The organism is Curtobacterium sp. PhB136 (assembly GCF_004346855.1).
GTDB lineage: Bacteria > Actinomycetota > Actinomycetes > Actinomycetales > Microbacteriaceae > Curtobacterium.
In genome coordinates this window covers 47,168-72,332 of the sequence record NZ_SMGH01000010.1, presented here as the reverse complement: position 1 = coordinate 72,332, position 25,165 = coordinate 47,168, and the positions used below count along the sequence as shown (strand labels likewise).

The 25,165-nt window shown below is 71.4% G+C and carries 20 protein-coding genes, 1 tRNA gene and 1 pseudogene; 13 read left to right on the top strand and 9 right to left on the bottom strand.

The annotated features are described in order from the left end of the window. Positions 1-159: 159 nt before the first annotated feature. The 8 genes and pseudogenes from EDF27_RS17320 (at position 160) to EDF27_RS17285 (ending at position 8,748) form a co-directional block, all read left to right on the top strand. Positions 160-1,002: an exodeoxyribonuclease III gene (locus EDF27_RS17320; RefSeq protein ID WP_123702401.1), complete on the top strand. Its 843-nt coding sequence runs from the start codon at positions 160-162 to the stop codon at positions 1,000-1,002. A gap of 40 nt (positions 1,003-1,042) precedes the next feature. Continuing rightward, the gene (gene trpS / locus EDF27_RS17315; RefSeq protein ID WP_132050212.1) at positions 1,043-2,053 is read left to right on the top strand and encodes a tryptophan--tRNA ligase; all 1,011 of its coding nucleotides are present in this window, start codon (positions 1,043-1,045) and stop codon (positions 2,051-2,053) included. Between the two features lie 2 nt (positions 2,054-2,055). Continuing rightward, on the top strand, positions 2,056-2,637 hold the full coding sequence (locus EDF27_RS17310; RefSeq protein WP_165931553.1) for a GNAT family N-acetyltransferase: 582 nt from the start codon (positions 2,056-2,058) through the stop codon (positions 2,635-2,637). Then, positions 2,634-3,722, top strand: a complete 1,089-nt coding sequence (gene ribD, locus EDF27_RS17305; RefSeq protein WP_132050208.1) for a bifunctional diaminohydroxyphosphoribosylaminopyrimidine deaminase/5-amino-6-(5-phosphoribosylamino)uracil reductase RibD — start codon at positions 2,634-2,636, stop codon at positions 3,720-3,722. Before EDF27_RS17310 ends, ribD begins: the two co-directional genes overlap by 4 nt. Before the next feature lie 29 nt (positions 3,723-3,751). Continuing rightward, positions 3,752-4,375: pseudogene (gene ribA / locus EDF27_RS17300) on the top strand (GTP cyclohydrolase II); the annotation flags it as partial. A 174-nt stretch (positions 4,376-4,549) separates the two neighbouring features. Beyond that, on the top strand, positions 4,550-6,007 hold the full coding sequence (locus EDF27_RS17295; protein ID WP_123702391.1) for an MFS transporter: 1,458 nt from the start codon (positions 4,550-4,552) through the stop codon (positions 6,005-6,007). A gap of 665 nt (positions 6,008-6,672) precedes the next feature. Beyond that, the gene (locus EDF27_RS17290) at positions 6,673-6,888 is read left to right on the top strand and encodes a hypothetical protein (RefSeq protein ID WP_123656074.1); all 216 of its coding nucleotides are present in this window, start codon (positions 6,673-6,675) and stop codon (positions 6,886-6,888) included. A 6-nt stretch (positions 6,889-6,894) separates the two neighbouring features. After that, positions 6,895-8,748 (top strand): ABC transporter ATP-binding protein, encoded by a 1,854-nt coding sequence (locus EDF27_RS17285; protein ID WP_132050206.1) that lies wholly within the window; start codon positions 6,895-6,897, stop codon positions 8,746-8,748. Between the two features lie 62 nt (positions 8,749-8,810). Here EDF27_RS17285 and EDF27_RS17280 read toward each other — a convergent pair whose 3' ends face one another. The 3 genes from EDF27_RS17280 to EDF27_RS17270 all read right to left on the bottom strand — a co-directional run bounded on the left by EDF27_RS17280 (position 8,811) and on the right by EDF27_RS17270 (position 12,001). Further along, positions 8,811-9,431, bottom strand: coding sequence for an isochorismatase family protein (locus EDF27_RS17280; RefSeq protein WP_132050204.1), 621 nt, complete (start codon positions 9,429-9,431; stop codon positions 8,811-8,813). 18 nt (positions 9,432-9,449) lie between these two features. Next, positions 9,450-10,934, bottom strand: a complete 1,485-nt coding sequence (locus EDF27_RS17275; protein WP_132050199.1) for a D-alanyl-D-alanine carboxypeptidase — start codon at positions 10,932-10,934, stop codon at positions 9,450-9,452. 71 nt (positions 10,935-11,005) lie between these two features. After that, entirely contained in the window at positions 11,006-12,001 is a 996-nt protein-coding gene (locus tag EDF27_RS17270) for a Gfo/Idh/MocA family oxidoreductase (RefSeq protein ID WP_132050197.1), read from the bottom strand. A 151-nt stretch (positions 12,002-12,152) separates the two neighbouring features. Between EDF27_RS17270 and EDF27_RS17265 the strand changes: the two genes are divergently transcribed. The 5 genes from EDF27_RS17265 (at position 12,153) to EDF27_RS17245 (ending at position 19,035) form a co-directional block, all read left to right on the top strand. Next, positions 12,153-13,832 (top strand): HAD family acid phosphatase, encoded by a 1,680-nt coding sequence (locus EDF27_RS17265; RefSeq protein ID WP_132050195.1) that lies wholly within the window; start codon positions 12,153-12,155, stop codon positions 13,830-13,832. 53 nt (positions 13,833-13,885) lie between these two features. Further along, positions 13,886-15,583 carry an alpha-glucosidase gene (locus tag EDF27_RS17260; RefSeq protein ID WP_243698408.1) on the top strand — a complete coding sequence of 566 codons (1,698 nt, stop codon included), beginning with the start codon at positions 13,886-13,888 and terminating at the stop codon, positions 15,581-15,583. Between the two features lie 67 nt (positions 15,584-15,650). Further along, on the top strand, positions 15,651-16,577 hold the full coding sequence (locus EDF27_RS17255; RefSeq protein WP_123656068.1) for an ABC transporter ATP-binding protein: 927 nt from the start codon (positions 15,651-15,653) through the stop codon (positions 16,575-16,577). Then, complete coding sequence (locus EDF27_RS17250) at positions 16,574-17,425, top strand: ABC transporter permease (RefSeq protein WP_123702381.1); 852 nt, start codon at positions 16,574-16,576, stop codon at positions 17,423-17,425. The genes EDF27_RS17255 and EDF27_RS17250 overlap by 4 nt, the downstream gene beginning before the upstream one ends. Positions 17,426-17,649: 224 nt before the next feature. Continuing rightward, on the top strand, positions 17,650-19,035 hold the full coding sequence (locus EDF27_RS17245) for a pyridoxal-dependent decarboxylase (RefSeq protein ID WP_132050193.1): 1,386 nt from the start codon (positions 17,650-17,652) through the stop codon (positions 19,033-19,035). 53 nt (positions 19,036-19,088) lie between these two features. On the opposite strand, the gene EDF27_RS17240 is transcribed toward EDF27_RS17245, so the two are convergent. The 6 genes from EDF27_RS17240 to EDF27_RS17215 all read right to left on the bottom strand — a co-directional run bounded on the left by EDF27_RS17240 (position 19,089) and on the right by EDF27_RS17215 (position 25,164). Then, positions 19,089-19,164: transfer RNA gene (locus EDF27_RS17240), tRNA-Thr, on the bottom strand. 44 nt (positions 19,165-19,208) lie between these two features. Beyond that, a complete protein-coding gene (locus EDF27_RS17235) occupies positions 19,209-19,844 on the bottom strand; it encodes a TetR/AcrR family transcriptional regulator (RefSeq protein ID WP_132050191.1) in 636 nt (211 codons plus the stop codon). Between the two features lie 86 nt (positions 19,845-19,930). Next, complete coding sequence (locus EDF27_RS17230) at positions 19,931-21,073, bottom strand: DNA polymerase III subunit delta' (protein ID WP_123656059.1); 1,143 nt, start codon at positions 21,071-21,073, stop codon at positions 19,931-19,933. A gap of 64 nt (positions 21,074-21,137) precedes the next feature. After that, positions 21,138-21,770, bottom strand: coding sequence for a dTMP kinase (gene tmk, locus EDF27_RS17225; protein ID WP_132050189.1), 633 nt, complete (start codon positions 21,768-21,770; stop codon positions 21,138-21,140). After that, the gene (gene topA, locus EDF27_RS17220; protein WP_132050187.1) at positions 21,767-24,562 is read right to left on the bottom strand and encodes a type I DNA topoisomerase; all 2,796 of its coding nucleotides are present in this window, start codon (positions 24,560-24,562) and stop codon (positions 21,767-21,769) included. The genes tmk and topA overlap by 4 nt, the downstream gene beginning before the upstream one ends. Beyond that, positions 24,538-25,164 (bottom strand): hypothetical protein, encoded by a 627-nt coding sequence (locus tag EDF27_RS17215; protein WP_132050185.1) that lies wholly within the window; start codon positions 25,162-25,164, stop codon positions 24,538-24,540. Before EDF27_RS17215 ends, topA begins: the two co-directional genes overlap by 25 nt. Between the last annotated feature and the right edge of the window lies 1 nt (position 25,165).

Sequence of the window (25,165 nt, the reverse complement as noted above, 5' to 3'; positions counted from 1 at the left end):
CGCACCGGTCGCGACCACGACCGGACGGGAGGCCCGGTGCCGGCTGGCACCGGGCCTCCCGTCCGTTCCGTGGCCGTGTCGACGGCCGCGCCCGGTCTGGTCCCGGGCCGCGCCCGGCCGGGTCGGGGCCTGTCGGCACCCGCCGATAGGGTGTTCTGCATGACTCGCCTGCGCCTCGCATCCGTGAACGTGAACGGCATCCGTGCCGCCTTCCGCAAGGGCATGGGCGACTGGCTGGCCACGCGCGACGTCGACGTCCTGGCCCTGCAGGAAGTCCGTGCGTCGACGGACGACATCACCGCGCTCCTCGGCGACGAGTGGGACGTCGTGCACGACCCCGCCACGGCGAAGGGCCGCGCGGGCGTCGCGATCGCCTCGAAGCACAAGGCGCACATCCACCGCGTCGAGCTCGGTCCGACGGAGTTCGACTCCGCCGGCCGCTGGCTCGAAGCGGACTACGAGATCGGCGGCACCCTGGTGACCGTCGTCTCCACGTACGTGCACTCGGGCGAGGTCGGCACCGAGAAGCAGGACGAGAAGTGGAAGTTCCTCGACGCCATGACGGAACGCCTGCCGAAGGTCCGTGCGCACAACCCGCTCGCGGTCGTCGTCGGTGACCTCAACGTCGGCCACGACGAACGCGACATCAAGAACTGGAAGGGCAACGTCAAGCGTGCCGGCTTCCTGCCGCAGGAGCGCGCGTACTTCAGCCGCTTCTTCGGGGCGGACGGCGAGCCGGTGAGCGGTGCTGACGGTTCGACGGGCCCGGGCCTCGGCTGGGTCGACGTCGGCCGTGCGCAGGCGGGCGACGTGGACGGCCCGTACACGTGGTGGTCCTGGCGCGGCCAGGCCTTCGACAACGACACCGGCTGGCGCATCGACTACCAGATGGCCACGCCCGACCTCGCCGCGAAGGTGAGCTCGTACACGGTCGACCGCGCAGCGGCGTACGACCAGCGATGGTCCGACCACGCCCCCGTGGTCGTCGACTACGAGCTCTGACCCTCCCCACACGTCTCCTCCAGCAGTTCAGGACCACCTCATGACCAAGCCCCGCATCTTCTCGGGCATCCAGCCCTCCGCCGGATCCCTCCACCTCGGCAACTACATCGGCGCCCTCATGCAGTGGAGGGACCTGCAGGACGAGCACGACGCGATCTACTGCGTCGTCGACATGCACGCCATCACCTCCCCGCAGGACCCGGAAGCGCTCCGCGAGAACACCCGGCGCACCGCGGCGCAGTACATCGCGGCGGGGATCGACCCGACCAAGTCGACGCTGTTCGTCCAGTCGCACGTGCCGGCGCACGCGCAGCTCGCCTGGGTGCTCAACACCATCACCGGCTTCGGCGAGGCGAGCCGGATGACCCAGTTCAAGGACAAGTCGGCGCGGCAGGGTGCGGAGTCCGCCTCGGTCGGCCTCTTCACCTACCCGATGCTGATGGCCGCGGACATCCTGCTCTACGACGCGCAGGTGGTGCCCGTCGGGGACGACCAGCGCCAGCACGTCGAGCTGACCCGTGACCTCGCGAACCGCTTCAACTCCCGGTTCGGCGACACGTTCGTGGTCCCCGACGCCCGGATCCTCAGCGACACCGCGCGCATCTACGACCTGCAGGACCCGACCAGCAAGATGAGCAAGTCGGCCGCGTCCGACTCGGGGCTCGTGCTGCTGCTCGACGAGCCCAAGCGCACCACGAAGAAGATCAAGTCCGCGGTGACCGACACCGAGCGGGAGATCCGCGCCGACCGCGCGGAGAAGCCCGGCGTCACGAACCTGCTCTCGATCCTGTCCGCGTTCACCCGGACGCCCGTCACCACGCTCGAGGCCTCGTTCGCGGGCAAGGGCTACGGCGACCTCAAGGGCGAGGTGGCGGACGCCGTCGTCGCCGAGCTCGAGCCGGTCCGCGCCCGCACGCTCGAACTGCTCGACGACCCGGCCGAACTCGACCGGCTGCTCGCCGTCGGGGCCGACCGGGCGTCGGCGATCGCGGAGGACACGCTCGCCCGCGTCTACGACCGCATCGGCTTCGTGCCGCGTCCCCGGCGCTGACCGTGCTGCCCGTCACGCTCACCTCCGACCGGGTCCGCCTGGACGTCCCGACGCGCGCCGACACCGTGGCGATCACCGACGGGTGCCAGGACCCGGACGTCATCCGCTGGACGACCATCCCGACGCCGTACCGTCCGCAGGACGCCAACGCGTTCGTCGATGCGCTCGTCGGGCCGGGGTGGGCGTCCGACCGGGAGTACACGTGGGCGATCCGTCGCCACGGGTCCACCTGGCTCGAAGGGGTCGTGTCGTACCGCACCGAGCGGCGGGACATCGGCTTCTGGCTCGCGCCGTCCGCCCGCGGGCAGGGGCTCGTGCACGATGCGGTGTCGCTCGTCGTGGACTGGGCGTTCGCGCAAGGTGCTCCCGACGTGTACTGGGAGTGCTACGTGGGGAACACCGCGTCGGCGAACGTCGCACGGCGGGCGGGGTTCGCGTACACCGGCACCGGGGACGCCAACATCCCGAACCGGGACGGCTCCCCGGCGACGGCGTGGAAGGGGCTCCGGCGTGCCGACGGCGCCCCGGCGTCCGACCTGCCGTGGCCGGCGGAGTCGTACGCCGCGGGTGGGGGTCTCGCATGAGCTCCGCATCCGCAGCCGAGGTGCGGGCGATGCGACGCGGGCTCGAGCTCGCGGCGCTCGGTCCCGTGCTCGGTGACCACGCGCGCGTCGGCGCCGTCGTCCTCTCCCCCGACGGCGAGACCCTCGCCGAGGGCTGGCACAAGGGCGCGGGGACCCCGCACGCCGAGGTCGACGCGATGGCGAAGGTCGCCCCCGAGGAGCTCCGCGGCGCGACCGTCGTCGTGACCCTCGAACCGTGCAACCACACCGGACGCACCGGCCCGTGCTCGGTCGCCCTCATCGAGGCCGGCGTCGGTCGGGTCGTCTACGCGATCGACGACCCGGGCCCGGCCGTGCACGGGGGCGCCGACCGGCTGCGCGCCGCCGGGGTCGACGTCGTCTCTGGTGTCCTCGCGGACCAGGCGGCCGCGTTCCTCGAACGCTGGCTCGCCTCGGTCCGCCATGGGCGTCCGTGGGTCACCGTCAAGTGGGCCTCGAGCCTGGACGGCCGCGCCGCCGCGGCCGACGGTTCGAGCAAGTGGATCACCGGAGCCGCCGCTCGCCAGCACGTGCACGAACAGCGTGCCGCCCACGACGCGATCGTCGTCGGGACCGGGACCGTGCTCGCCGACGACGCCTCGCTCACCGCACGCGGCGACGCCGGCGAACTGCTCGCCGACCAGCCGCTCGCCGTCGTGCTCGGCGACCGCCCGGTGCCCGCCGACGCCGCGGTCCGCCGGCACCCGCGCGGTTTCCTCCAGCTCCCGGGACACGACCTCCACGCCGCGCTCCGGGCGCTCGGCGAGCAGGGCATCCGGACCGTCTTCGTCGAGGGCGGCCCGACGGTCGCCTCGGCCTTCATCGCCGCCGGACTCGTCGACGAGGTCCTCGTCTACGTCGCACCCGTGCTCCTCGGCGGCCCCCGTGTTGCGCTCGGTGACATCGGCGTGGGAAGCATGAACGAGCGTCGGCGGTTGGACGTACTATCGACCACCAGCCTCGGCCCTGACCTGCTGGTGCGCGCACGACCCGTCCACGCCGACCCCGCTCGACGTCACGGCGAGCACGCTGACGACGGGGCCCGTAACGACCGGAGTACCCCATGACCGACGCGCTGACCTCCCCCACCCCGGGCAGTCCGGTCCAGTTCGAGGTGTCCACGAACGTGCCGACCACCCACGGCACGTTCGAGATGCGCGCCTACCGGGACCTCGTGACCGGGGCGGAGCACGTCGCCATCATCGGCGCGCTGCCCGACGGGTCCGCGCCCACCGACGGTGCGCTCGTGCGCGTGCACTCGGAGTGCCTCACCGGAGAAGCGTTCGGGTCGCTGAAGTGCGAGTGCGGCCCGCAGCTCGACGCCGCGCTCGACACCATCGCGACCGAGGGCGGGGTCGTCGTCTACCTCCGCGGGCAGGAAGGCCGGGGCATCGGCCTGATCAACAAGCTCAAGGCCTACCGCCTGCAGGAAGACGGGCTCGACACCCTCGACGCCAACCTCGCGCTCGGGCTCCCCGCCGACTCGCGTGCGTACGGTGGCGCAGCCGGCATCCTCGCCGACATCGGCATCGGGCGGGTCCGGCTGCTCTCCAACAACCCGGAGAAGCGTCGGCAGCTCGAGGAGCACGGCATCGTCGTGGACGCCCTCGTCCCGCTCGTCGTCGGCATCTCCGCGCAGAACGCCGGGTACCTGGACACCAAGCGCGACCGGATGGGCCACACGCTGCCGGCACACCTCGAAGCGGGCGCACACAACTGATTCGCAGGTTCGCGACATCCGTCGTACACTGTTGACCTCCCGTCACAAGCGGTCCACCACCAGCCGAACGCACCCGATCGACCCGTCGCGCCACCCCGCGAACCGAATCGGTGTCCGCAGTTCGGTACCGCTCGCGTCGTCCGACGACGCACTGTTCGGAGTCCTCCCCGCCTCATGTCCGCCTCACCGGCAGCACCCGCCTCAGCGCACGCCCCCGCCCCGAAGACGAACCCGCGCTCCCGCGTCGTCGTCGCGAGCCTCATCGGCACCTCGATCGAGTTCTACGACTTCTACGTCTACGCGACGGCCGCGGTCCTCGTCTTCCCGACGCTCTTCTTCCCGAACGAGGACCCCACCGCATCGCAGCTGTCGTCGTTCGTGACGTTCGCGCTCGCGTTCTTCGCCCGTCCCGTCGGGTCGGTCATCTTCGGCCACTTCGGTGACCGCATCGGTCGCAAGACCACCCTCGTCGCGTCGCTGCTCGTGATGGGCACCGCCACGTTCCTCATCGGCTGCCTGCCGACGTTCGACTCGATCGGCATCTGGGCCCCGGTCCTCCTCGCCGTGATGCGCTTCGCCCAGGGTGTCGGCCTCGGCGGCGAGTGGTCCGGCGCGGCGCTCCTCGCGACGGAGAACGCGCCGAAGGGCAAGCGCGGCGTCTTCGGGTCGATGCCGCAGCTCGGCGCCCCGATCGGCTTCCTCCTCGCCAACGGCCTGTTCATCGCGATCAACGCCGCGATGCCCGCCGGCGCCGACGGCAGCCCGAACCCCGAGTTCCAGGCCTGGGGCTGGCGCCTGCCGTTCCTGCTCTCCGCCGTGCTCGTGCTCGTCGGCCTCTACGTGCGCTTCCGGCTCGTCGAGTCGACGGTGTTCCGTGGCGTGCAGGAGTCCGGCACCGTCGCGAAGGTCCCGCTCGGCCGGGTGTTCCGCACCTCGTGGAAGGCGCTCATCGTCGGCACCTTCGGCATGGTCGCCACCTACGTGCTCTTCTACTTCATGACCACGTTCACGCTGTCCTACGGCACCACCGGCTCCACCGCGTCGGCACTCGTCCCCAAGGTCGGGCTCGGCTACTCCCGCGGTGAGTTCCTGACGCTGCTCATGATCGGCGTCGTGTTCTTCGGCATCTTCACGCCGATCGCCGGCATCCTGGCCGACAAGTTCGGCCGCCGGAAGACCCTCATCCCGACCACGATCGGCATCGCGCTGTTCGGCCTGACGTTCCAGTTCTGGTTCGCCGCCTCCACCGGACCGATCACCGTCGTGACGTTCCTCATCGTGGGGCTCTCGCTGATGGGCCTGACGTTCGGTCCGATGGGCGCCCTGCTCCCCGAGCTGTTCCCGACGAACGTCCGCTACACCGGTTCGGCGATCGCGTACAACGTCGCGTCGATCCTCGGTGCATCGCTCGCGCCGACGATCGCCCTGGCGCTGTGGAAGCCGGACGGGAACATCTTCCTCGTCGGGCTCTACCTCACCATCGCGGCGGTCGTCACCCTCGTCGCGCTGCTCTTCATCCGCGAGACCCGCGGCAGCGACTTCGGCGACACCGGGGCCGCACACGCCGGGGTCCCCGCCGACGCCGGCGCGTCGGACGGCCACGTGCACACGTCCGGCAGCCTCGCGCCGTAGTCGCGCCCACCCGCGGACGGGAGGCCCGGTGCCAGCTGGCACCGGGCCTCCCGTCCGTCCGCCCGCCGGCCGGCCTGCCGCGGCCTGCCCGCCTGCCGCGCCCGCCTGCCCGCGTGCCCGCCTGCCCGCCTGCCCGCGTTCCGTCCCGACTCGAAACGACAACGTCGCTGTCGTACGACAACGGTGCTGTCGTCCGTTGCTCGGGCGGTCTGTTGCGCGGTCCCCGCACCGACAGAGGCGCTGTCGTACGACAACGGTGCTGTCGTTCCGAGTCGGCACCTCCCGCCACCGCCGCCCGCGCCGCGCCGCGCCCGCAGCCCGCCCCGCGCCCGCCCCGCGCCCGCCCGCGCCCGCGCAGCGCCCCGCGCCCGCGTCCGCGTCCGCGCCACTCTTGCGACACCGCACCAGTCGATCGACTCCCGTCGTGTCGGACCATGCGCACGCACACGCTGCTTCCGCATGATTCGACACCGCAGAAGTCGATCGACGCATGCCGTGTCGGAAAGCGCCCGCGAACCCGTCCGCACCGCGCCCGCGCCGCGCCGCGCCCGCGCATGCGCCCGCGAACCCGTCCGCACCGCGCCCGCGCCGCGCACGCGCCCGCCCCCACCCTGCGCGTCAACTCAGGTTGACAGACGTCGGCGCGTCAATGTAGGTTGACACGCATGGACCGGCCGACGATCACGAACCTCGCAGCAGGGGCGGCAGGAGACGACCCGTTCTCCGCGCTGGCCAGCGTGCGCGAACTGCGTCGTGAACTCGACCGGACCGAGGAACTCGCCGCCCGCCGCGCCCGGAACGCCGGCGCCTCGTGGCAGGAGATCGCGACGCTCCTCGGTGTCAGCCGACAGGCAGTGCACAAGAAGTACGGCAGAAACTAGGACACGATGAGCTCCCCCTTCGCCCGCCCGAAGAAGACCGACGGACCCCGCGCCACCTTCGGCCGCCTGCTGTCCTACCTGTTCGAGAACAAGCCCGCGATGGTCGTCATCATCGTGCTGAGCATCCTCGGCGCGGGCGCGTCCCTGGCGCAGCCGCTCCTCGTGAACCAGGTGGTCACGGCCGTGCAGCACGGCAACACGCTGAGCATGCTCGTGTGGGCGCTCGTGGTCCTGGTGATCGTGTCGGGTGTCCTCAACGGCGTGCAGCACTTCCTGCTCCAGCGTGCGGGTGAGGGCGTGGTGCTCTCGACGCGCCGCAAGCTCATCGCGCGGATCCTCAACCTGCCGATCTCCGAGTTCGACACGCGTCGCACCGGTGACCTCGTGTCCCGGGTCGGCAGCGACACGACGCTCCTCCGAGCGGTCCTCACGCAGGGGCTGATCGAGTCGATCGGCGGCATCCTCACCTTCCTCGGCGCGATCATCGCGATGGCGATCATCGACCCGCTGCTCCTCGGCATCACCGTCGCGATCGTCATCGTCGCGATCGTCGTCGTCGGCGGACTCAGCCGCCGCATCCGCATCGCCTCGAAGGCCGCGCAGGAGAAGGTCGGCGACCTCACCGCGGCCGTCGAGCGGGGCATCGGCGCCGTCCGCACCATCCGCGCCGCCGGTGCCACCGAGCGTGAGGTGCGCGAGGTCGACACCCACGCGACAGAGGCGTACAAGCGCGGCCTCGACATCGCGAAGATGTCCGCGTTCGTCGTCCCCGTCGCGAGCATCGTGATGCAGGTGGCATTCATCGCCGTCCTCGGCGTCGGCGGCGCCCAGGTCGCGGCCGGCACCATCACGATCGCCACGCTGATCACGTTCATCCTGCTGCTCTTCATGATGATCATGCCGCTCGGCCAGGCGATGGGCGCTGCGGTCGCCGTGGCCCAGGCGCTCGGCGCGCTCGGCCGGATCGAGGAGATCCTGCACCTGCCGACCGAGGACCAGGACGACGCGGCCGTCCGACCGGCCGCAGCGGTCGCGACCGACGACGCCATCACGTTCGAACACGTGTCGTTCCGGTACGCCCGGTCCGGCGCGTCGGGCCCCGACGGTGCGGTCGCGTCGTCCTCGACCGACGAGCGGCCGGGAGGCCCTGGTCGCCTCGACGAAGCCGCTGACACCGAGCAGGCGGTGCTGCACGACGTGTCGTTCCGCGTCCCGCACGGCGCGCGTGTCGCACTCGTCGGCCCCTCCGGCGCCGGCAAGTCGACGACCTTGGCCCTCATCGAGCGCTTCTACGACCCGACGGACGGCGTGATCCGCCTCGGCGGCATCGACGTCCGCGGGCTCGACCGCGACGAGCTCCGTGCCCAGATCGGCTACGTCGAGCAGGACGCCCCCGTGCTCGCCGGCACCATCCGCGCGAACCTGCTGCTCGGGTCGCCGAACGCCACCGAGGACGACTGCGTCCGGGTGCTCGAGGCCGTCAACCTCGGTGAGGTCCTGCACCGCGACCCCCGCGGCCTCGACGCCCAGGTCGGCGAGGACGGCGTGATGCTCTCCGGCGGTGAGCGTCAGCGCATGGCCATCGCCCGGGCGCTGCTCGCCGCTCCCCCGATCCTGCTGCTCGACGAGTCCACGTCCTCCCTCGACGGGGTGAACGAGCAGAAGATGCGCCTGGCGATCGACGCCGTGGCCGAGGACCGCACCCTGCTCGTCATCGCGCACCGGCTGTCCACCGTCGTCGACTCGGACGTCATCGTCGTGCTCGAGCACGGACGGGTCGTCGGCATCGGCACCCACTCGGAGCTCGTCGAGTCGACGCCGCTCTACCGGGACCTGGCGAAGCACCAGCTCCTCGTCTGACACGCACGAACACCGTCAGCCGCGACGGCCGTCCGCCGCTGCCGGCCCGGTGCGCGCCCGGCTCAGAGCTGGGCGCCGCCGGGGTTCGCGAGTCCCTCGTCCATGTCGCTCGGTTCGACGTGTCCACCGGCTGCCCGGATCTCCTCGAGCGCGGCGGCACTCCGCGCAGGGTCGACCCCGACGACCAGGTCCGTGTAGACGACGACGTCGAGTCCGGCACTGAGGCCGTCCTGCGCGGTCGCGAGCACGCAGTGGTCCGTGGCGATGCCGACGACCCCGATCTCGTGGACCTGGTGGTCGAAGAGGACGTCGGCGAGGTCTTCCCCGGACTCCGTCGTGCCCTCGAACGCTGAGTACGCGGGCTCGCCCTGCCCCTTCACCACGTGGACGTCGACCGACTCGGTGTCGAGGTCGGGGTGGTAGTCCGCACCGGGGGTACCCGCGACGCAGTGCACCGGCCAGGTGGTCTCGAAGTCGGGGGCGTCGACCGTGGCGAAGTGTCCGCCGTTGTCGTCGTCGCCGTGGTGCCAGTCGCGCGAGGCGACGATGAGGTCGTACTCCTCGGCGTGCCGGCCGAGGAAGGCGGTGATCCGTGCTGCCGTCGCGGCGCCGCCCGCCACGGCGAGCGCACCGCCCTCGGTGAAGTCGTTCTGCACGTCCACCACGATGAGTGCCCTGGTCATGCTCCGATCCAACCCCGGTCAGCTGTTGGTGAGCTTGGCTCCGCACGAGTACGTCGCCGCGGTGACGGCGTCGAGCGCGGGCAGTGCCGCCGCCCGGGAGGACCCGATGGCGTAGAACGCGAACGTCAGCTTCGTGCCGTCGGCGGCGTCGATGTACCCGCCGAGGGTGTTCGCGCTGTCGATCCACCCGGTCTTGGCGTGCACCTTGCCGCGGGCGACGGCGTTGGCGCCCGTGAACCGGCTCGCGAGGGTGCCGGACACCCCGGAGACCGGGAGCGCCTGCGCCAGGGTGCCGAGCCCCTTCGCGCCGGACGCGACCTGCACCATGAGGTGCGCGACGAAGTTCGGCGAGACCGCGTTCGACGCGCTCTCGCCCGAACCGTCCTTGATCACGATGCCCGTGGGGTTCGTGCCGTAGGTGGCGAGGGCCTTCTGGTAGACGCCCGTGAGCGAGGCCGCCGACCCGTTCGAGCCGGACTCCTTGGACGAGATCCGCGCGAGCATCTCGGCGAGGGTGTTGTCCGAGTTCGGGATCATCTGCCCGATGAGCGTCGAGACCGGCTGCGATGACACCTGCGCGATGGTGGTCTGGCTGGTGGTCGCACGCTTCACGATGGTGGCGTTGGCGGCGCCGACCACACCGGCGTTGGCGAGCGCCGTCCGGAAGGCCGTGCCGGCACGTCCGACCGGGTCTTCGGACCGGGGCGAGGTCGCAGCGGCGGGGTTTGCGCGGTCGCCGTCGACCATCAGCGCGGTGACCTCGGGCTGGTACCCGATCGTCCGCTCGCTGACGGGCCACGTCGGGTCCCAGGCGTCCGCGTCGTTCCAGTAGGTGTCGTCCGTGACGATGGACTTCACCGGCGTGCTGCCGAGCTTCGCCTTGACCTGCTGGGCGAGCTGGGCGAGGGTCGGCGCCCCCGGGTACACCGTGGCACCGCCGACGGACAGGGTGGCGTCACCGTGCCCGACGATGGCGATCGTGCCGTTGCCCTCGTCGGTGACGGTGGTCGGGATCGTGTGGCTGCCGCCGAGCACGGCCAGCGCGGTCGCCGTCGTGAGGGTCTTCATCACGCTGCCGGTCTGGGCCGCGGTGTCGCCGTTCCGGGAGAAGAGCATCTCCCCGGTGCTGGCGTTCATCACGTAGCCCTCGAACTTGCCGAGGCCCGCGGCCGACGCGACGCCCGCGATCGAGCACGTGCGGAGCGCGGACGGCCCGGGGGCGTCGGTCGGCACGGCGCGTGCCGGTGCGGTCGCGGAGGGCGTGGCCTTCGGTGTCGCGCTGCGCTTGGCCGTGCTCGACGCACTCGGCGACGCGGCCGCGACGGGTGACTCAGTGGCGGTCGGGGCGGTGGCAGCGGCGACCGCGACCGCTCCCCCGGACCCGAGCACGAGGACGGCTGCGAGGGCGCCGATCGCCCACGGCATCGGCTTGCGCGCGATCGAGCCGCGGATCGCGGTGAACGCGCCGCGGAAGCGGTCGGGGAGGGACGGTTGCGGAGACATCGGAAGCGATCCTACGGAACTGCGGGAGGAGCCTCCAGGCCGGGTTGCCGACTGTGGAACCGCGACCCGCGCTACCGGGCTGTGGAGGAGTCGTCCGCCGCGTACCGGACGCCGACCTGGCGACGGGCCTCGTCCATGGCTGCCATCACCGCGATCGTCTGCGCGATCGGCATCGCACCGCCGGAGCGGTCGCCGGACGCGATCATCGACTCGAACGCGCGGACCTCGTGGGCGTAGCCAGCGAGTTCCTCCCGGCTGTCGTACTCCTCGACGACGGCGCCGTCACGGTCGCGGAGCCGCCACGTGGTCGGGGTGTACCAGGTCGCGTCGATGTCGATCCGGCCGTCCTCGCCGATGATCGACGCGGTGTTCGGGCTGCGGACGTCGAGCGCGAAGTGCACCGTCGACTGCGTCCCGCCCTCGTGCGTCATCACGATGCCCATCTGCGTGTCGACCCCCTGGTCGCTGAGCGTGCCCGCTGCGGCGACGGCGACCGGCGCACCGAGCACGTCGACCGCGAAGGAGACCGGGTAGACGCCGAGGTCGAGGATCGCCCCGCCGCCGAGCGCCGGGTCGTTCAGCCGGTGCGACGGGTCGCGCGGCAGGTCCTGGTGGTGGGTGGCCTCGACGACGCGGGGCCGACCGATGCGGCCCTCCGCGACGAGTTCGCGGATCATGGTCATCTGCGGGAGGAAGCGCGTCCACATCGCCTCCATCACGGCGACGTCGCGGTGGCGAGCGGCGTCGACGACGCGGCGGGCCTCCGCCGCGGTGATCGTGAACGCCTTCTCCACGAGCACGTGCTTGCCGGCCTCGATCGCGAGCAGGGCGTCGTCCGCGTGCCGCGCGTGCGGCGTCGCGACGTACACCGCGTCGACGTCGGGGTCGGCGACGAGGTCCTCGTAGCTGCCGTGCGCCCGCGGGATGCCGTACTCGGCGGCGAACGACTCGGCGCTCGCCTGCGTCCTGCTGCCGACGGCGACGAACTCGACGCCCGCCGCAGTGCAGTCGCCCACGAAGGAACGCGCGATGCCGCCCGTCCCGATGACTCCCCATCGAACCGTCATGTCCCCTGTCTACCAGCCCGCTCCTCCACAGCACTGCCGCACCGTCGTCTGTCCACATGCAGCGGTTCGCTATGGACTCCACTGCTGATTGCCAGCTAGCGTGCTGCCACGTCCCCCGACCGGGGGTCGCCGCTCCCAGATCAGGAAACCCATGCGCCGACTCGCGTCCACTTCCCGGTTCCTCTCCATCGCCGCCGCTGGCGCGGCCCTCGTCGTGACGTCGACCGTCGTCGGTGCCGCTCCCGCATCGGCACACGGGTGGGGCTCCCCCGGACACGGGCACGACCCGGATGCCGGGCTGACGCCGCGGACCTCGTTCACGATGGCGGCCGACGGCTCCTCCGGCACCACCCAGGGCGGGGAGGGCATCCCGAACATCGACTCCGTGAAGAAGACGATCGCGACGTACTACGGCGACCCGGGCACCGGCATCGCGAACACGACCGACTCCCCCTACATCCGCGAGATGCGGTCCATCGTGGACCGGCAGACGAAGCAGCTGCGGCAGATCCACGACCGTGCGGTGCGGCGCGGGGAGAAGCCGGCGATCGTCCTCGACGCCGACGACACCACCCTGTGGACGTACGACATGGAAGTCGCGGACATGCACTTCGTGTTCGACCCCGCGGAACAGGACGTCTGGGTGCAGGACCAGCGCTTCGCCGCCACCCCGTCGATGGTCGGCTTCGTGAACACCGCGGCGAAGATGGGCTTCACGGTGTTCGGGCTGACCGGCCGGAACGACGACCAGAAGGCCGCCACCGTCGCGAACCTGACCAAGGTCGGGTACCAGGGCTTCACGAGCGCCAACTTCTTCACCAAGTGGACCGGGGTCGGCGCGAGCACGCAGCCGTCCTACATCTCGTGCGCCGCCGCGTCGTGCACCACCGTCGAGTACAAGGCCCTCACGCGCAAGCACATCGAGCAGGACCTCGGCTACGACATCACGCTCAACGTCGGCGACCAGTGGAGCGACCTGCAGGGCGGGTACGCGGACCGGAGCCTCAAGCTGCCGAACCCCACGTACTACCTGCCCTCGACGGACCTGCCGGGCGTCTCCGAGCCGTCGCTGTCCCCGCGGACGCACTTCACCATGGCGGCCGACGGGTCATCGGGTGCGAACCAGGGCGGTGAGGGCATCCCGAACATCGACTCCGTGAAGAAGACGATCGCGACGTACTACGGCGACCCGGGCACCGGCATCGCGAACACGACCGACTCCCCCTACATCCGCGAACTGCGCTCGATCGTCGAACGCCAGGCGCCGGTCATCGCCGCGCAGTGCGCCGTCGGCCGGCACCAGCACCGGAACCCGGCGATCGTGCTCGACGCCGACGACACCACCCTCTGGACCTACGACATGGAGGTGGGCGACATGCACTTCGTGTTCGACACCGCCGAGCAGGACGTCTGGGTGCAGGACCAGCGCTTCCCCGCCACCCCGTCGATGACCTCGCTCGTGTCGATCGCCCAGCGCTCCGGCTGCACCGTCATCGGCCTGACCGGACGGAACGACGACCAGAAGGCGACGACCATCGCGAACCTGCAGAAGGTCGGGTACCCGCAGTTCGCCGCGGAGCAGCACGGCACGCAGACGTACTACACGAAGTGGACGGGGGTCGGCACGAGCACGCAGCCGTCGTACGTCACCTGCGCCACGGCGAAGTGCACGACGGTCGAGTACAAGTCGCAGACCCGGGCGCACATCGAATCCCGGAGCGGCGGACACTACGACGTCGTCGCCAACCTGGGCGACCAGTACAGCGACCTGCTGGGCGGCTCAGCGGACCGAGCCGTGAAACTGCCGAACCCGACGTACTACCTGCCCTGAGCAGTCGTAGCGTCGGACGAGACGGGGAGGGCGAGCGCGAGGAGGCGTCAGCAGTGAGTGGTCCAGAGCCGTGGTGGACGGACGCAGTGGTCTACCAGGTCTACCCGAGGAGCTTCGCCGACGGCAACGGCGACGGAGTCGGGGACCTCGCCGGGCTCCGGCAGCACCTCGACCACATCGCTGACCTCGGCGTCGACGTGATCTGGCTCTCCCCCGTCTACCGGTCCCCGCAGGCCGACAACGGGTACGACATCAGCGACTACGAGGACATCGATCCGCTGTTCGGCACGATCGACGAGTTCGACGCGCTGCTCGTCGAGGTGCACCGCCGCGGGATGAAGCTGGTGATGGACCTCGTCGTGAACCACTCGAGCGATCAGCACCCGTGGTTCCGCGCCGCCAAGCTGTCGCGCGCGTGCCCGAAGCACGACTGGTACATCTGGCGGGACCCCGTCGACGGCCACGAGCCGAACGAGTGGCGCGCCGCGTTCGGTGGCCCGGCGTGGAGCTGGGACCCCGGCACCGGGCAGTACTACCTGCACATGTTCACGCCCCAGCAGCCGGACCTGAACTGGGACAACCCGGACCTCCGCGCCGCGGTCTACGCCATGATGAACGGCTGGCTGGACCGCGGTGTGGACGGCTTCCGGATGGACGTCATCAACCACATCGCGAAGGACCCGGCGTCGCTGTCGGACGGCAGCGCCGGCTACGTGATGCAGCCCCGCATCCACGACCACCTGCAGGAGATGCACGAGCGGGTGTTCGCCGGGCGGGACGCGCTCCTCACCGTGGGCGAGATGCCCGGCGTCACCGTGGCGGACGCGGCACTGTTCACCGACCCGGAACGCCGTGAACTCGACATGGTGTTCCAGTTCGAGCACGTCGGCCTCGACCACGGCCCGGACACGAAGTTCGACAACCGTCCGTTCGACCTGCCGGCGCTGAAGACCTCGCTGGCCCGCTGGCAGACCGGGCTGGCGGAGTCCGGCTGGAACTCGCTCTACCTCGCCAACCACGACCAGCCCCGCCCGGTCTCGCGGTTCGGTGCCGCCGCGGTCGCCGCCGCTGCCGGGTTCGACGCCGATCCGTTCACGCTCCGGTACGAGTCCGCGACCCTGCTCGCCACCGTCCTGCACCTGCACCGCGGCACCCCGTACGTGTACCAGGGCGACGAGATCGGCATGGTGAACGCAGGGTTCGAGCGGATCGAGGACTACCGGGACATCGAGTCGCTGAACTGGTTCCGAGGCGCCGTGGGGCGCGGGACGTCCATCCCGGACGCCCTCGACGCGCTCGCGTTCCGCAGTCGGGACAACGCGCGGACGCCGATCCCCTGGGACGACTCCGCGCCCGCAGGCGGATTCTCGGCCGTCACCCCGTGGATCGGCATGGGGCAGGGCTGGCCGTCGATCACCGTCGCGGCCGACCGAGCCGCCGGCGACCGCTCGGTGTTCGACCACCACCGTCGGCTGATCGACCTCCGTCACGCGTCCCGGACGGTGCGGCTCGGCGAGTTCGCGCTGCTCGAGCCCGACCACCCGTCGCTCTGGGCGTTCACCCGGACGCTCGTCGACGAGTCCGAACCGCCGCTCGTCGTGGTCGCGAACCTGTCGTCGTCCGTCGTGATGCTGCCCGCCGCGATCGGCAGCCGGCTCGAGACGCTCGTGCTCGGCAACCTCGGCCGACCGGAATTCGCCGGCGAACTCCGGCCGTGGGAAGCCCGCGTGCACGAGTTCGGCCCGGCCTGACACAGCGGCGGGATCTCCATCCCGAGGGGGACGTGCGGCCCCGGCGGGCTGCCGTACCGTGGCCGCCGTGATCGAAGTCGACCATCTCACCAAACGCTACGGTCCGAAGCTCGCCGTCGACGACGTCTCGTTCGTCGTACGGCCGGGCAGCGTGACCGGCTTCCTCGGCCCGAACGGCGCCGGGAAGTCCACCACGATGCGCATGATCATGGGGCTGGACCGGCCGACCGCCGGTCGCGCCACCGTGAACGGGCGTCCCTACCGGGAGTTCCGCGACCCGCTCCGCCAGGTCGGGGCGCTGCTCGAGGCGAAGGCGGTGCACTCCGGACGGAGCGCGTACAACCACCTGCTCTCGCTCGCGGCGACGCACGGCATCCCGAAGTCCCGCGTGCACGAGGTGATCGACATGACCGGGCTGGACTCGGTCGCTCGCAAGCGCGTCGGCGGGTTCTCGCTCGGCATGGGGCAGCGACTCGGGATCGCCGCGGCGCTCCTCGGTGACCCGCGCACCCTCATCCTCGACGAGCCGGTGAACGGGCTCGACCCCGACGGTGTGGTGTGGGTCCGGCAGCTCGCCCGGCGCATGGCCGCCGACGGCCGCACGGTCTTCCTCTCGAGCCACCTGATGAGCGAGATGGCGCAGACCGCCGACCGCGTCGTCGTCCTCGGCCGCGGGCGGGTGCTCGCCGACGCCCCGATCGCGGAGTTCGTCGCCGGAGCCGGCACCGCCGGCGGTGGCGGTTCCCGCGTCGTGGTCCGCACCCCGATGCCGGACCAGCTGTTCGCGGCGATCGGCCCGGCCGCCTCCGCGGTCACCCCGCGTGACGACGGCTCGTTCCTCGTCGTCGGCCCGGACGCGGCCGCCGTCGGCACCATCGCCGCGCAGGCCGGCGTCGTCCTCCACGAGCTCACCCCGGTGGGCGCGAGCCTGGAAGAGGCGTACATGGCCCTCACCCGCGACGACGTCGAGTACCGATCGGAGGGCACCCGATGAGCGCCACCACCGCCACCACCACCCTGCCGGCGAACACCGGCCTGAGCTTCCCCCGCCTCGTCCGGAGCGAGTGGATCAAGCTCCGCAGCATCCGGTCCACGGTCTGGTGCTACGCCATCCTGGTCGTCCTGACCATCGCGATGGCGGTGCTCATCGGCACGTTCGTGAACCAGGACGGTGCCGCGATGCCGACCGACGCCGCGAACGCCACCACGGTGAGCGTCAACACCGCGAGCGTGTCGATCACGGCCCTGGTGGTCGGGGTCCTCGGCGTCCTCATCATCACCGGCGAGTACGGCACCGGACAGGTCCGTTCGACCTTCACGGCCGACCCGGGTCGGATCGGCGTGATCCTCGCGAAGGCGTTCGTGCTCGCGCTGGCGACCTTCGTCGTGAGCGTCGTGTCGACCTGGATCGGTGTGCTGATCGCGACGCCGCTGCAGGCGGCGAACGGGATCCGCCCGGACCTCGCCGACCCGGCGGTCTTCCTGCCGATCCTCGGCTCGTCGGTCTACGTCACGCTGCTCGCACTCCTCGCGTACGGCATCGGGCTGCTCGTCCGGTCGAGCGCCGGCGGCATCGCGATCACCCTCGGCATCCTCCTGGTGCTGCCCGTCATCCTGTCGATCTTCGCCGGGCTGACCGGTGCGCAGTGGATCGCCGACGTCGGCCGGTTCCTGCCGTCGGATGCCGGCGGACAGCTCTTCACGTACGCCTCGCCGGCCGCCGAGACCGGTGCCACGACGGGGCTCGTGCTGAACGGCTGGGGCGGGTTCGCCGTGCTGGCCGCGGAGGTCGTCGCCGTCGGCGCGGCCGCCATCGCGGTCGCGCGCGCTCGCGACGTCTGAGCACGCCGCGAGGAGCACCACCAGAAAGCGACAGTGGTCGGGAGCGCAGCGCTCGACCACTGTCGCTTTCTTGCACCAGTCCGTGGCCTGGTCGCGACCAGAACCGGCCTGGAGGCTCGGGACGGCCCCGCACCGCGCCTCCCGTCCGGTGGGTGGCCGGATTCTGGGCCGGTCCGCATCGGAAGGGGCTTGCGGGTGTGACCGAACGGGACGACCATCACCGCATGGACATCGATCCGGACGACCATCGGGCCGCACTCGCACGGGCCCAGGCGCACGCGCTCGCGTGGATCGAGAGCCTCCCCGATCGCCCGGTCGCCCCGTCGCAGGACGTCGACGCGATGACGGCGGCGTTCGGTCGTCCCCTGCCGGACGGCCCGACCGCGGCGGCCGACGTCGTCGACGAGCTCGCGACCCTCGCCGAGCCCGGACTGATGGCGATGCCGTCCGGCCGGTTCTTCGGATGGGTGATCGGCGGGACCCTCCCGGCGTCGATGGCCGCGGACTGGCTCGTCAGCGCGTGGGACCAGAACGCCGCGATGCGGTACCCGGCTCCCGCGACCGCCGCCATCGAGGAGGTGGCCGGTGGATGGCTGCTCGACGTGCTCGGGCTACCGGCGGGGTCGGACGTCGGGTTCACCACGGGGGCGACTATGGCGAACTGGACCGGCCTCGCCGCGGCCCGCGCAGCCGTCCTCGACGCGGTCGGCTGGGACGTCAACGTCGCCGGGCTGATCGGCGCTCCCCCGGTGACGGTGCTCGTCGGCGCGGAACGGCACACCTCGCTGGACCTCGCGCTCCGGTACCTGGGCTTCGGCGCGCCGACGCTCGTGGACGCGGACGACCAGGGCAGGATCCTCGTCCCGGCGCTCCGCGCACACCTGGAGTCGGTGGAGGGACCGGTCATCGTGTGTCTCCAGGCCGGCAACCTGCACTCCGGCGCCTTCGACCCGATGCGCGAAGCCGTCGCCGTGGCGCACGACCACGGCGCCTGGGTGCACGTCGACGGGGCGTTCGGGCTCTGGGCCGCCGCGAGCCCCACCCTGCGGCCGATGCTCGACGGCGTCGAGACGGCGGACTCCTGGGCGACCGACGCCCACAAGACGCTCAACGTGCCGTACGACTGCGGTCTGGCGATCGTCGCGCGGCCGTCGGTCACGCGTGCGGCGCTCGGGACGCAGACGGCCTACCTGATCCGCGACCCCTCCGACGCGTCGGAGCCGTTCGACCTGGTCCCGGAGATGTCCCGCCGCGCCCGCGGGGTGCCGGTGTGGGCGGCACTCCGACAGCTCGGACGCAGCGGGGTCGTCGACCTGGTGGAGCGGCTCGTGGCGAACGCGCAGGCCCTCGCCGCCGGACTGTCCCGGCTGCCGGGCGTCGCGGTGCTGAACGACGTCGTCTTCACCCAGGTCTGCCTGACGTTCGGGTCCGACGAGCACACCCGGGCCGTCACGCAGGAACTCATCCGGGAGGGCGCGGTCTGGATGTCCGGATCGCGCTGGCAGGGCCGGGACGTCCTGCGGATCTCGGTGAGCAACTGGTCCACCGATGACGACGACGTGGCGTTCTCGATCGCCGCGGTCGAGCGGGCGATGGCCGCCGCGACCTGACCACGGGAAAGGGCCCCGATCCGCTTCTGCAAGCGGATCGGGGCCCTTCTTCGTGGAGCCGCCTGTCGGAATCGAACCGACGACCTATTCATTACGAGTGAATCGCTCTACCGACTGAGCTAAGGCGGCGGACGCTCCGTTCCCGGAGCGGCACGGGACACGACTATACAGGTTCAGACCAGCGAGCGCGAAACGAGCGCGCCGAGCTCGTCGAAGGACCGCTGGAGGTCGTCGACGAGGTGCGATTCGGCCGGTGACTCCGACCACTCCCACCACGCGTGCCGGAGGGTCGCGAGCGACACGAGGGACGCCAGCCGCGCCCGACGACGCAGTGCACGCTCGTCCGTGGCGAGGGTCGGGTCGTCGCGGGTGAGCCGCCGGGCGATGACGTCCTCGAGCTCCGCCTGGAACTCCTTCATCGACGCCATCCGCTGGCTGAACAGCTCCGGGTTGGCGCGGAGGACCTGCTGGCGTTCCTCGATCAGACCGCGTTCCTCGATCAGTTCCTCGGTCGAGTGCACCAGGAGTGCACCGACGTCGGCGAGGAGGTTCCCCGAGGGACCACCGGCTGCGAAGGCATCGAGCGCATCGTCGGCCGGCAGCGTCGGGTCGTCCCCGAGGATCGCCTGCTCCTTGGTCGGGAAGTAGTTGAAGAAGGTCCGCGGGGAGATGTCCGCGCGGCGCGAGATCTCGTCCACCGTGACGGCCGCGAGGCCCCCTTCGACCGCGATGCGGAGCGCAGCCTGCTGGATGGCGAGTCGGGTGGCGCGTCGCTTCCGTTCACGCAGGCCGGGTTCTGCATCGGGCATGGGGCGATTGTCGCACGCCGGCCCCGCAGCGCGCCCGGACCGCGTCGCTCGGCGCGCGTGGCGGCGCTGTGCCTGGGCGGCCCTGCTCAGCGCAGTGCGCGGACGATCGTGACGAGCAGCGCTTCGAGGGCGAGCAGTGCGGCGACGTTCGCGGCGATGCGGGTCCGCGCGAGGGCGACGGCGTCCAGCACCTCGAGCGCAGCGGCCGGCGGGACCGACCCGAGCGCCCGGTCGAGGTCGTCCTGCATCGCGAGGTTCACCGGTTCGCCCGGTGCGCCGAGCCCGAGCAGCAGGAGGTCGCGGTAGAGCGAGGAGACGTCGACGAGGATCCGGTCCAGCCCGTCGCGCAGGCTCCTGGTGGCGCGACGCTTCTGGTCCTCTTCCATCGCGCGCAGCTGGGACCGCAGCGCCGGCGGGATCGTACCGCCCGGTTCGACGCCGAGCGATCGGAGTGCGGCGTCGCGTTCCTCCGAGTCGCGCTCCTGCGTGATCGCCTTGGCGTCTTCGTCCGCGACGGCGAGGAGCTCGGCTGCGGCCGTCACGGCTTCCCCGACGCTCCGGATGCGGAGCACGGTCTGCAGGGTGCGGCGTCGGCGGTCGCGTGCGTCGGAGCTCGTCGCGAGGCGCTGCGCCATGCCGATGTGGCTCTGGGCCTGCCGCGCGGCGTCCGTCGCGAGGGCGCGGTCGACCCCGGTGCGGGCGACGATGAGGTCGGCGACGGACTCGATGCCGGGTACCCGGAGGCGCACCGAACGGACGCGGGACCGGATCGTCGGGAGGAGGTCCGCTTCACTCGGCGCGCACAGGATCCACACCGTGCGCTCCGGCGGTTCCTCGAGCGCCTTGAGCAGCAGGTTCGAGGTGCGCTCGGTCATGCGGTCGGCGTCCTCGATGATCACCACGCGCCAGCGGCCCACCGACGGTGAGTAGTACGAGGAGGTGACGAGCTGCCGGATCTCGTCGATGGTGATGATGACGCGCTGCGTGGTCAGGACGGAGACGTCGGGGTGGGTGTGCGCGGTGATCTGGCGCAGCGTGTGGTCGTCGTCCGGGCCGGATCCGACGAGGGCCGCGGCGAACGCGGTCGCGACGTTGGAGCGTCCGGATCCGGGCGGGCCGGTGATCAGCCACGAGTGGGTCATCCCGCCGGTGCCGTCCGGTGATTCAGCGGCGTTCCGGAGCGCGGCGACCGCTTCTTCCTGCCCGGTCAGGCCGTCCCACACGCTCACGAGGACATCCTGTCAGGGACCACCGACGTGCCACGACCACGGTGCGGGCACGGACGCGGGTCCGTCACGCGTCGATCCCGACGAGCGGTGCGAGGCCCGCGCGGATCGCCCGCTGGACGTCGTCCGCCGGGGCAGCCGCGTCCACGACGAGGAACCGCGACGGCTCCGCGTCGGCCATCCCGAGGAACGCCGAACGGACGGTCTCGTGGAACGCCGCCGCCTCGGACTCGAGCCGGTCGAACGTGTCGCCCCGGGCGGCGGCGACGCGGGCACGTCCCTCGGTCACGTCGAGGTCGAGCAGGACCGTGCGGTCGGGGACGAGTCCGTCCGCGGCCCAGTCGGAGACGCTGCGGATCTGCTCGGCACCGAGGCCGCGCGCGACCCCCTGGTACGCCACCGACGAGTCGATGTAGCGGTCCTGCAGCACGATGTCGCCGCGGGCGACGGCGGGTCGGACCACGGCCTCGATGTGGTGCGCCCGGTCGGCCGCGTAGAGCAGCGCCTCGGCACGCGCTGACACGTGGCCGCGCTCGTGCAGCACGATCTCGCGGATGCGGAGCCCGAGGTCGGTGCCACCGGGCTCACGCGTCCGCACCACGGTTCGGCCGTTCGCTTCGAGCCACGCCGTGAGCAGTTCGGCCTGGGTGGTCTTCCCAGCGCCGTCACCGCCCTCGAGCGTGATGAAGCGCCCGGTCACTTCTTCTTGGCCGGAGCGCGCCGGGTGGTCGTGGTCTTCTTCTTGACCGGACCCTTGGCGCGCTTGTCCGCGAGCAGCTGGACCGCACGCTCGAAGTCCACCGTCTCGACCTCTTCACCACGCGGGATGGTGGCGTTGGTCTCACCGTCGGTCACGTACGGACCGAACCGGCCGTCCTTGACCTTGATCGGCTTGCCGGAGACGGGGTCGGCCTCGAACTCCTTGAGCGCGGCGCTCGCGGCACGCTTCGCGCCGTACTTCGGCTGCGCGAAGAGCTCGAGCGCGCCGGCGAGGTCGACGTCGAAGATCGCGTCTTCGCTCGGGAGCGTCCGGGTGTCGGTGCCCTTCTTGAGGTAGGGCCCGTACCGGCCGTTCTGCGCCGTGATCTCGGCGCCCGACTCCGGGTCGGTCCCGACGGTGCGGGGCAGGTCGAGGAGCTTCAGCGCCGTCTCGAGGTCGACGCTCTGCGGGTCCATCGACTTGAAGAGGGACGCGGTGCGCTCCTTCGGCGCCGCGGCCTTCTTCGTCGTCTTCTTCTTCGCGGGTGCGTCGGCCACGGCCGTGGCGGTCTTGCTCGTCGCCTTGGCCTTCGTCGTCGTCGTCGCGGCGGGCTCGATGACCTCACCGGTGGACGGGTCGGCCGTCGGCTCGGGCTCCGGGGTGCGCTCGGTCACGTACGGCCCGAAACGGCCGTCCTTCGCGAGGACTTCCTTGCCGGTCGCCGGGTTGATCCCGACGACGCGGTCGCTCACCACCGGTGCCTCGACGAGCTCGCGCGCCTTCTCGGCGGTGAGTTCGTCCGGTGCGAGGTCTTCCGGCACGTTGACGCGGCGCGGCTTCTCGGGGTCGTCGCTCGGCGTCTCGATGTAGGGCCCGTAGCGCCCGATGCGGAGCGTCAGGCCCGGGGAGAGCTCGACGGAGTTGATCTCGCGCGCATCGATCTCACCGAGGTTGTCGATGACCGTGCGGAGCCCGCGCTGGTCGCCGCCACCGAAGTAGAACTCCTTGAGCCAGTCGACCCGGTCCTCTTCGCCGCTGGCGATGCGGTCGAGGTCGTTCTCCATCTCGGCGGTGAAGTCGTACTGCACCAGGTCGCCGAAGTAGTCCTCGAGCAGCCGGACCACGCTGAACGCGATCCAGTTCGGGACCAGCGAGGTGCCGCGCGGGGTGACGTAGCCGCGGTCGACGATCGTCGAGATGATCGCCGCGTACGTCGAGGGACGGCCGATGCCGAGCTCCTCGAGCGTCTTCACCAGGCTCGCCTCGGTGTAGCGCGGGGGCGCCGACGTGTCGTGGCCCTTCGCCTCGACCTCGTCGACACCGAGGTGGTCACCCTCGGTCATCGACGGGAGCTTGGTGTCCTTGGCGTCCGCAGCCGCCGATGCGCCCTCGTGACGCTCTTCGTCACGGCCTTCTTCGTAGGCGTTGAGGAAGCCGCGGAAGGTGATGACGGTGCCGGACGCGGTGAACTCGACGTCGGTGCCGGCGGCGGTCGACGCGATGCCCTCGACGGACTCCGACGACGTGATGCCGAGCACGACCGAGGCGGTCGAGCCCTTGGCGTCGGCCATCTGCGACGCGACCGTGCGCTTCCAGATCAGGTCGTAGAGCTTCCAGTCGTTGCCGCGGAGCACCTTCTCCATCTGCGACGGCGTGCGGAACACGTCACCGGCGGGACGGATGGCCTCGTGGGCTTCCTGGGCGTTCTTGCTCTTGCCCGCGTAGCTGCGGGGCTTGTCCGGCACCGTGTCGGCGCCGTAGAGGTCCGCTGCCTGCTTCCGGGCGGCTGCGATCGCCTGCTGCGAGAGCGACGCGGAGTCGGTTCGCATGTAGGTGATGTGGCCGTTCTCGTAGAGCGACTGCGCGACGCTCATCGTCTGCCTGGCGGAGAACCGGAGCTTGCGCGCCGCTTCCTGCTGCAGGGTCGACGTGGTGAACGGTGCGGCGGGGCGACGCGTGTACGGCTTCGAGTCGACGCTGCGGACGACGGCGTCCCCGGCACGCTCGAGGACACCGGTCAGCGCGGTCGCCGACGCTTCGTCGAGGCGGACCGCCTCGGACGTGGTGTTGCCGCGGTCGTCGAAGTCACGACCGGACGCGACGCGGGTGCCGTGGATCCGGGCCAGGCGTGCCGGGAAGGCGCCCTCGCCGGTCTTCTCGAACCGGGCGGTCAGGTCCCAGTAGTTCGCGGAGACGAACGCCAGGCGCTCGCGCTCACGGTCGACGACGAGCCGGGTGGCGGCGGACTGCACGCGGCCGGCGGAGAGGCCGGGACCGACCTTGCGCCAGAGGACCGGCGACACCTCGAAGCCGTAGAGGCGGTCGAGGATGCGGCGGGTCTCCTGCGCATCGACGAGCGCGGTGTCGAGCTCGCGCGTCGCTTCCTGCGCTCGCTGGATCGCTTCTTTGGTGATCTCGTGGAAGACCATCCGCTTGACGGGGACCTTCGGCTTCAGCACCTGCAGGAGGTGCCACGCGATGGCTTCGCCTTCGCGGTCCTCATCAGTTGCGAGGTAGAGCTCGTCGGCGTCCTTCAGGGCACGCTTGAGTTCCGCGACGGTCTTCTTCTTCGCGTCGGACACGACGTAGTACGGCTCGAACCCGTTGTCGACGTCGACGGAGAACTTGCCGAGCGAACCCTTCTTCAACTCGGCGGGGAGGTTCTTGGGCTCGATGAGGTCACGGATGTGCCCGACTGACGCCTGGACCTCGTATCCGTCACCGAGGTATTGCGCGATCGTCTTCGCCTTCGCGGGGCTCTCGACGATCACGAGCTTCTTCGTGCCTGGCACGTGACTCCTTGATCGATGGTGCTGTCGGCCCTGGGACGACGTGCATCCGGGTCGACCGGGACATCGATGACCGGCGGGCCGACAGGCACACCATACACACAGTGTCGGGGATGCCCGCGGGAAGACGGCCGTCCGGGCACCTGCGGTTCTGAGGAAGGACCGGCGACGGCGACCGCCCGGACGCCGAACGGACCGGAGCGGGCGACGACCGCGACGCGGACGACCGCCCCGGAGCGCTCGCACGCACCCGGGACCGCGCCGTTGCCGCGGGCCACACGGGCCGCGGCCACGCACACCTCGTCGGGGAGCAGCCCGGCCGCGGCCGCGGCACCGGCGAGCGCTGCCGCGTCGGCAGCGCCGTGAGCGCGCACCGACGCCGTCCGGACCGCCGCTGCGGCGAGCACCGACCCGAGCACCAGCGAGACGACCGCGACCAGCGCGACGACCACGACGGTCGCCGACCCGCGCTCGCGCGTCCCCGCCGACCCGCGCTCGCGCGTCCCCGCTGACCCGCGCTCGCGCATCCCCGCCGTCGCCGCCGTCGCCGTCGCCGTCGCCCTCGCCGGCGCTGTGACCGTGACCGTGGCCGTCGTCCGCGCCACG

What these genes read in the sequence shown, in the direction of transcription:
- EDF27_RS17320 (WP_123702401.1), top strand. Translation starts at nt 160, where the DNA reads ATGACTCGCCTGCGCCTCGCATCCGTGAACGTGAACGGCATCCGTGCC.
- trpS (WP_132050212.1), top strand. Translation starts at nt 1,043, where the DNA reads ATGACCAAGCCCCGCATCTTCTCGGGCATCCAGCCCTCCGCCGGATCC.
- ribD (WP_132050208.1), top strand. Translation starts at nt 2,634, where the DNA reads ATGAGCTCCGCATCCGCAGCCGAGGTGCGGGCGATGCGACGCGGGCTC.
- EDF27_RS17295 (WP_123702391.1), top strand. Translation starts at nt 4,550, where the DNA reads ATGTCCGCCTCACCGGCAGCACCCGCCTCAGCGCACGCCCCCGCCCCG.
- EDF27_RS17290 (WP_123656074.1), top strand. Translation starts at nt 6,673, where the DNA reads ATGGACCGGCCGACGATCACGAACCTCGCAGCAGGGGCGGCAGGAGAC.
- EDF27_RS17285 (WP_132050206.1), top strand. Translation starts at nt 6,895, where the DNA reads ATGAGCTCCCCCTTCGCCCGCCCGAAGAAGACCGACGGACCCCGCGCC.
- EDF27_RS17280 (WP_132050204.1), bottom strand. Translation starts at nt 9,431, where the DNA reads ATGACCAGGGCACTCATCGTGGTGGACGTGCAGAACGACTTCACCGAG.
- EDF27_RS17275 (WP_132050199.1), bottom strand. Translation starts at nt 10,934, where the DNA reads ATGTCTCCGCAACCGTCCCTCCCCGACCGCTTCCGCGGCGCGTTCACC.
- EDF27_RS17270 (WP_132050197.1), bottom strand. Translation starts at nt 12,001, where the DNA reads ATGACGGTTCGATGGGGAGTCATCGGGACGGGCGGCATCGCGCGTTCC.
- EDF27_RS17265 (WP_132050195.1), top strand. Translation starts at nt 12,153, where the DNA reads ATGCGCCGACTCGCGTCCACTTCCCGGTTCCTCTCCATCGCCGCCGCT.
- EDF27_RS17250 (WP_123702381.1), top strand. Translation starts at nt 16,574, where the DNA reads ATGAGCGCCACCACCGCCACCACCACCCTGCCGGCGAACACCGGCCTG.
- EDF27_RS17245 (WP_132050193.1), top strand. Translation starts at nt 17,650, where the DNA reads ATGGACATCGATCCGGACGACCATCGGGCCGCACTCGCACGGGCCCAG.
- EDF27_RS17235 (WP_132050191.1), bottom strand. Translation starts at nt 19,844, where the DNA reads ATGCCCGATGCAGAACCCGGCCTGCGTGAACGGAAGCGACGCGCCACC.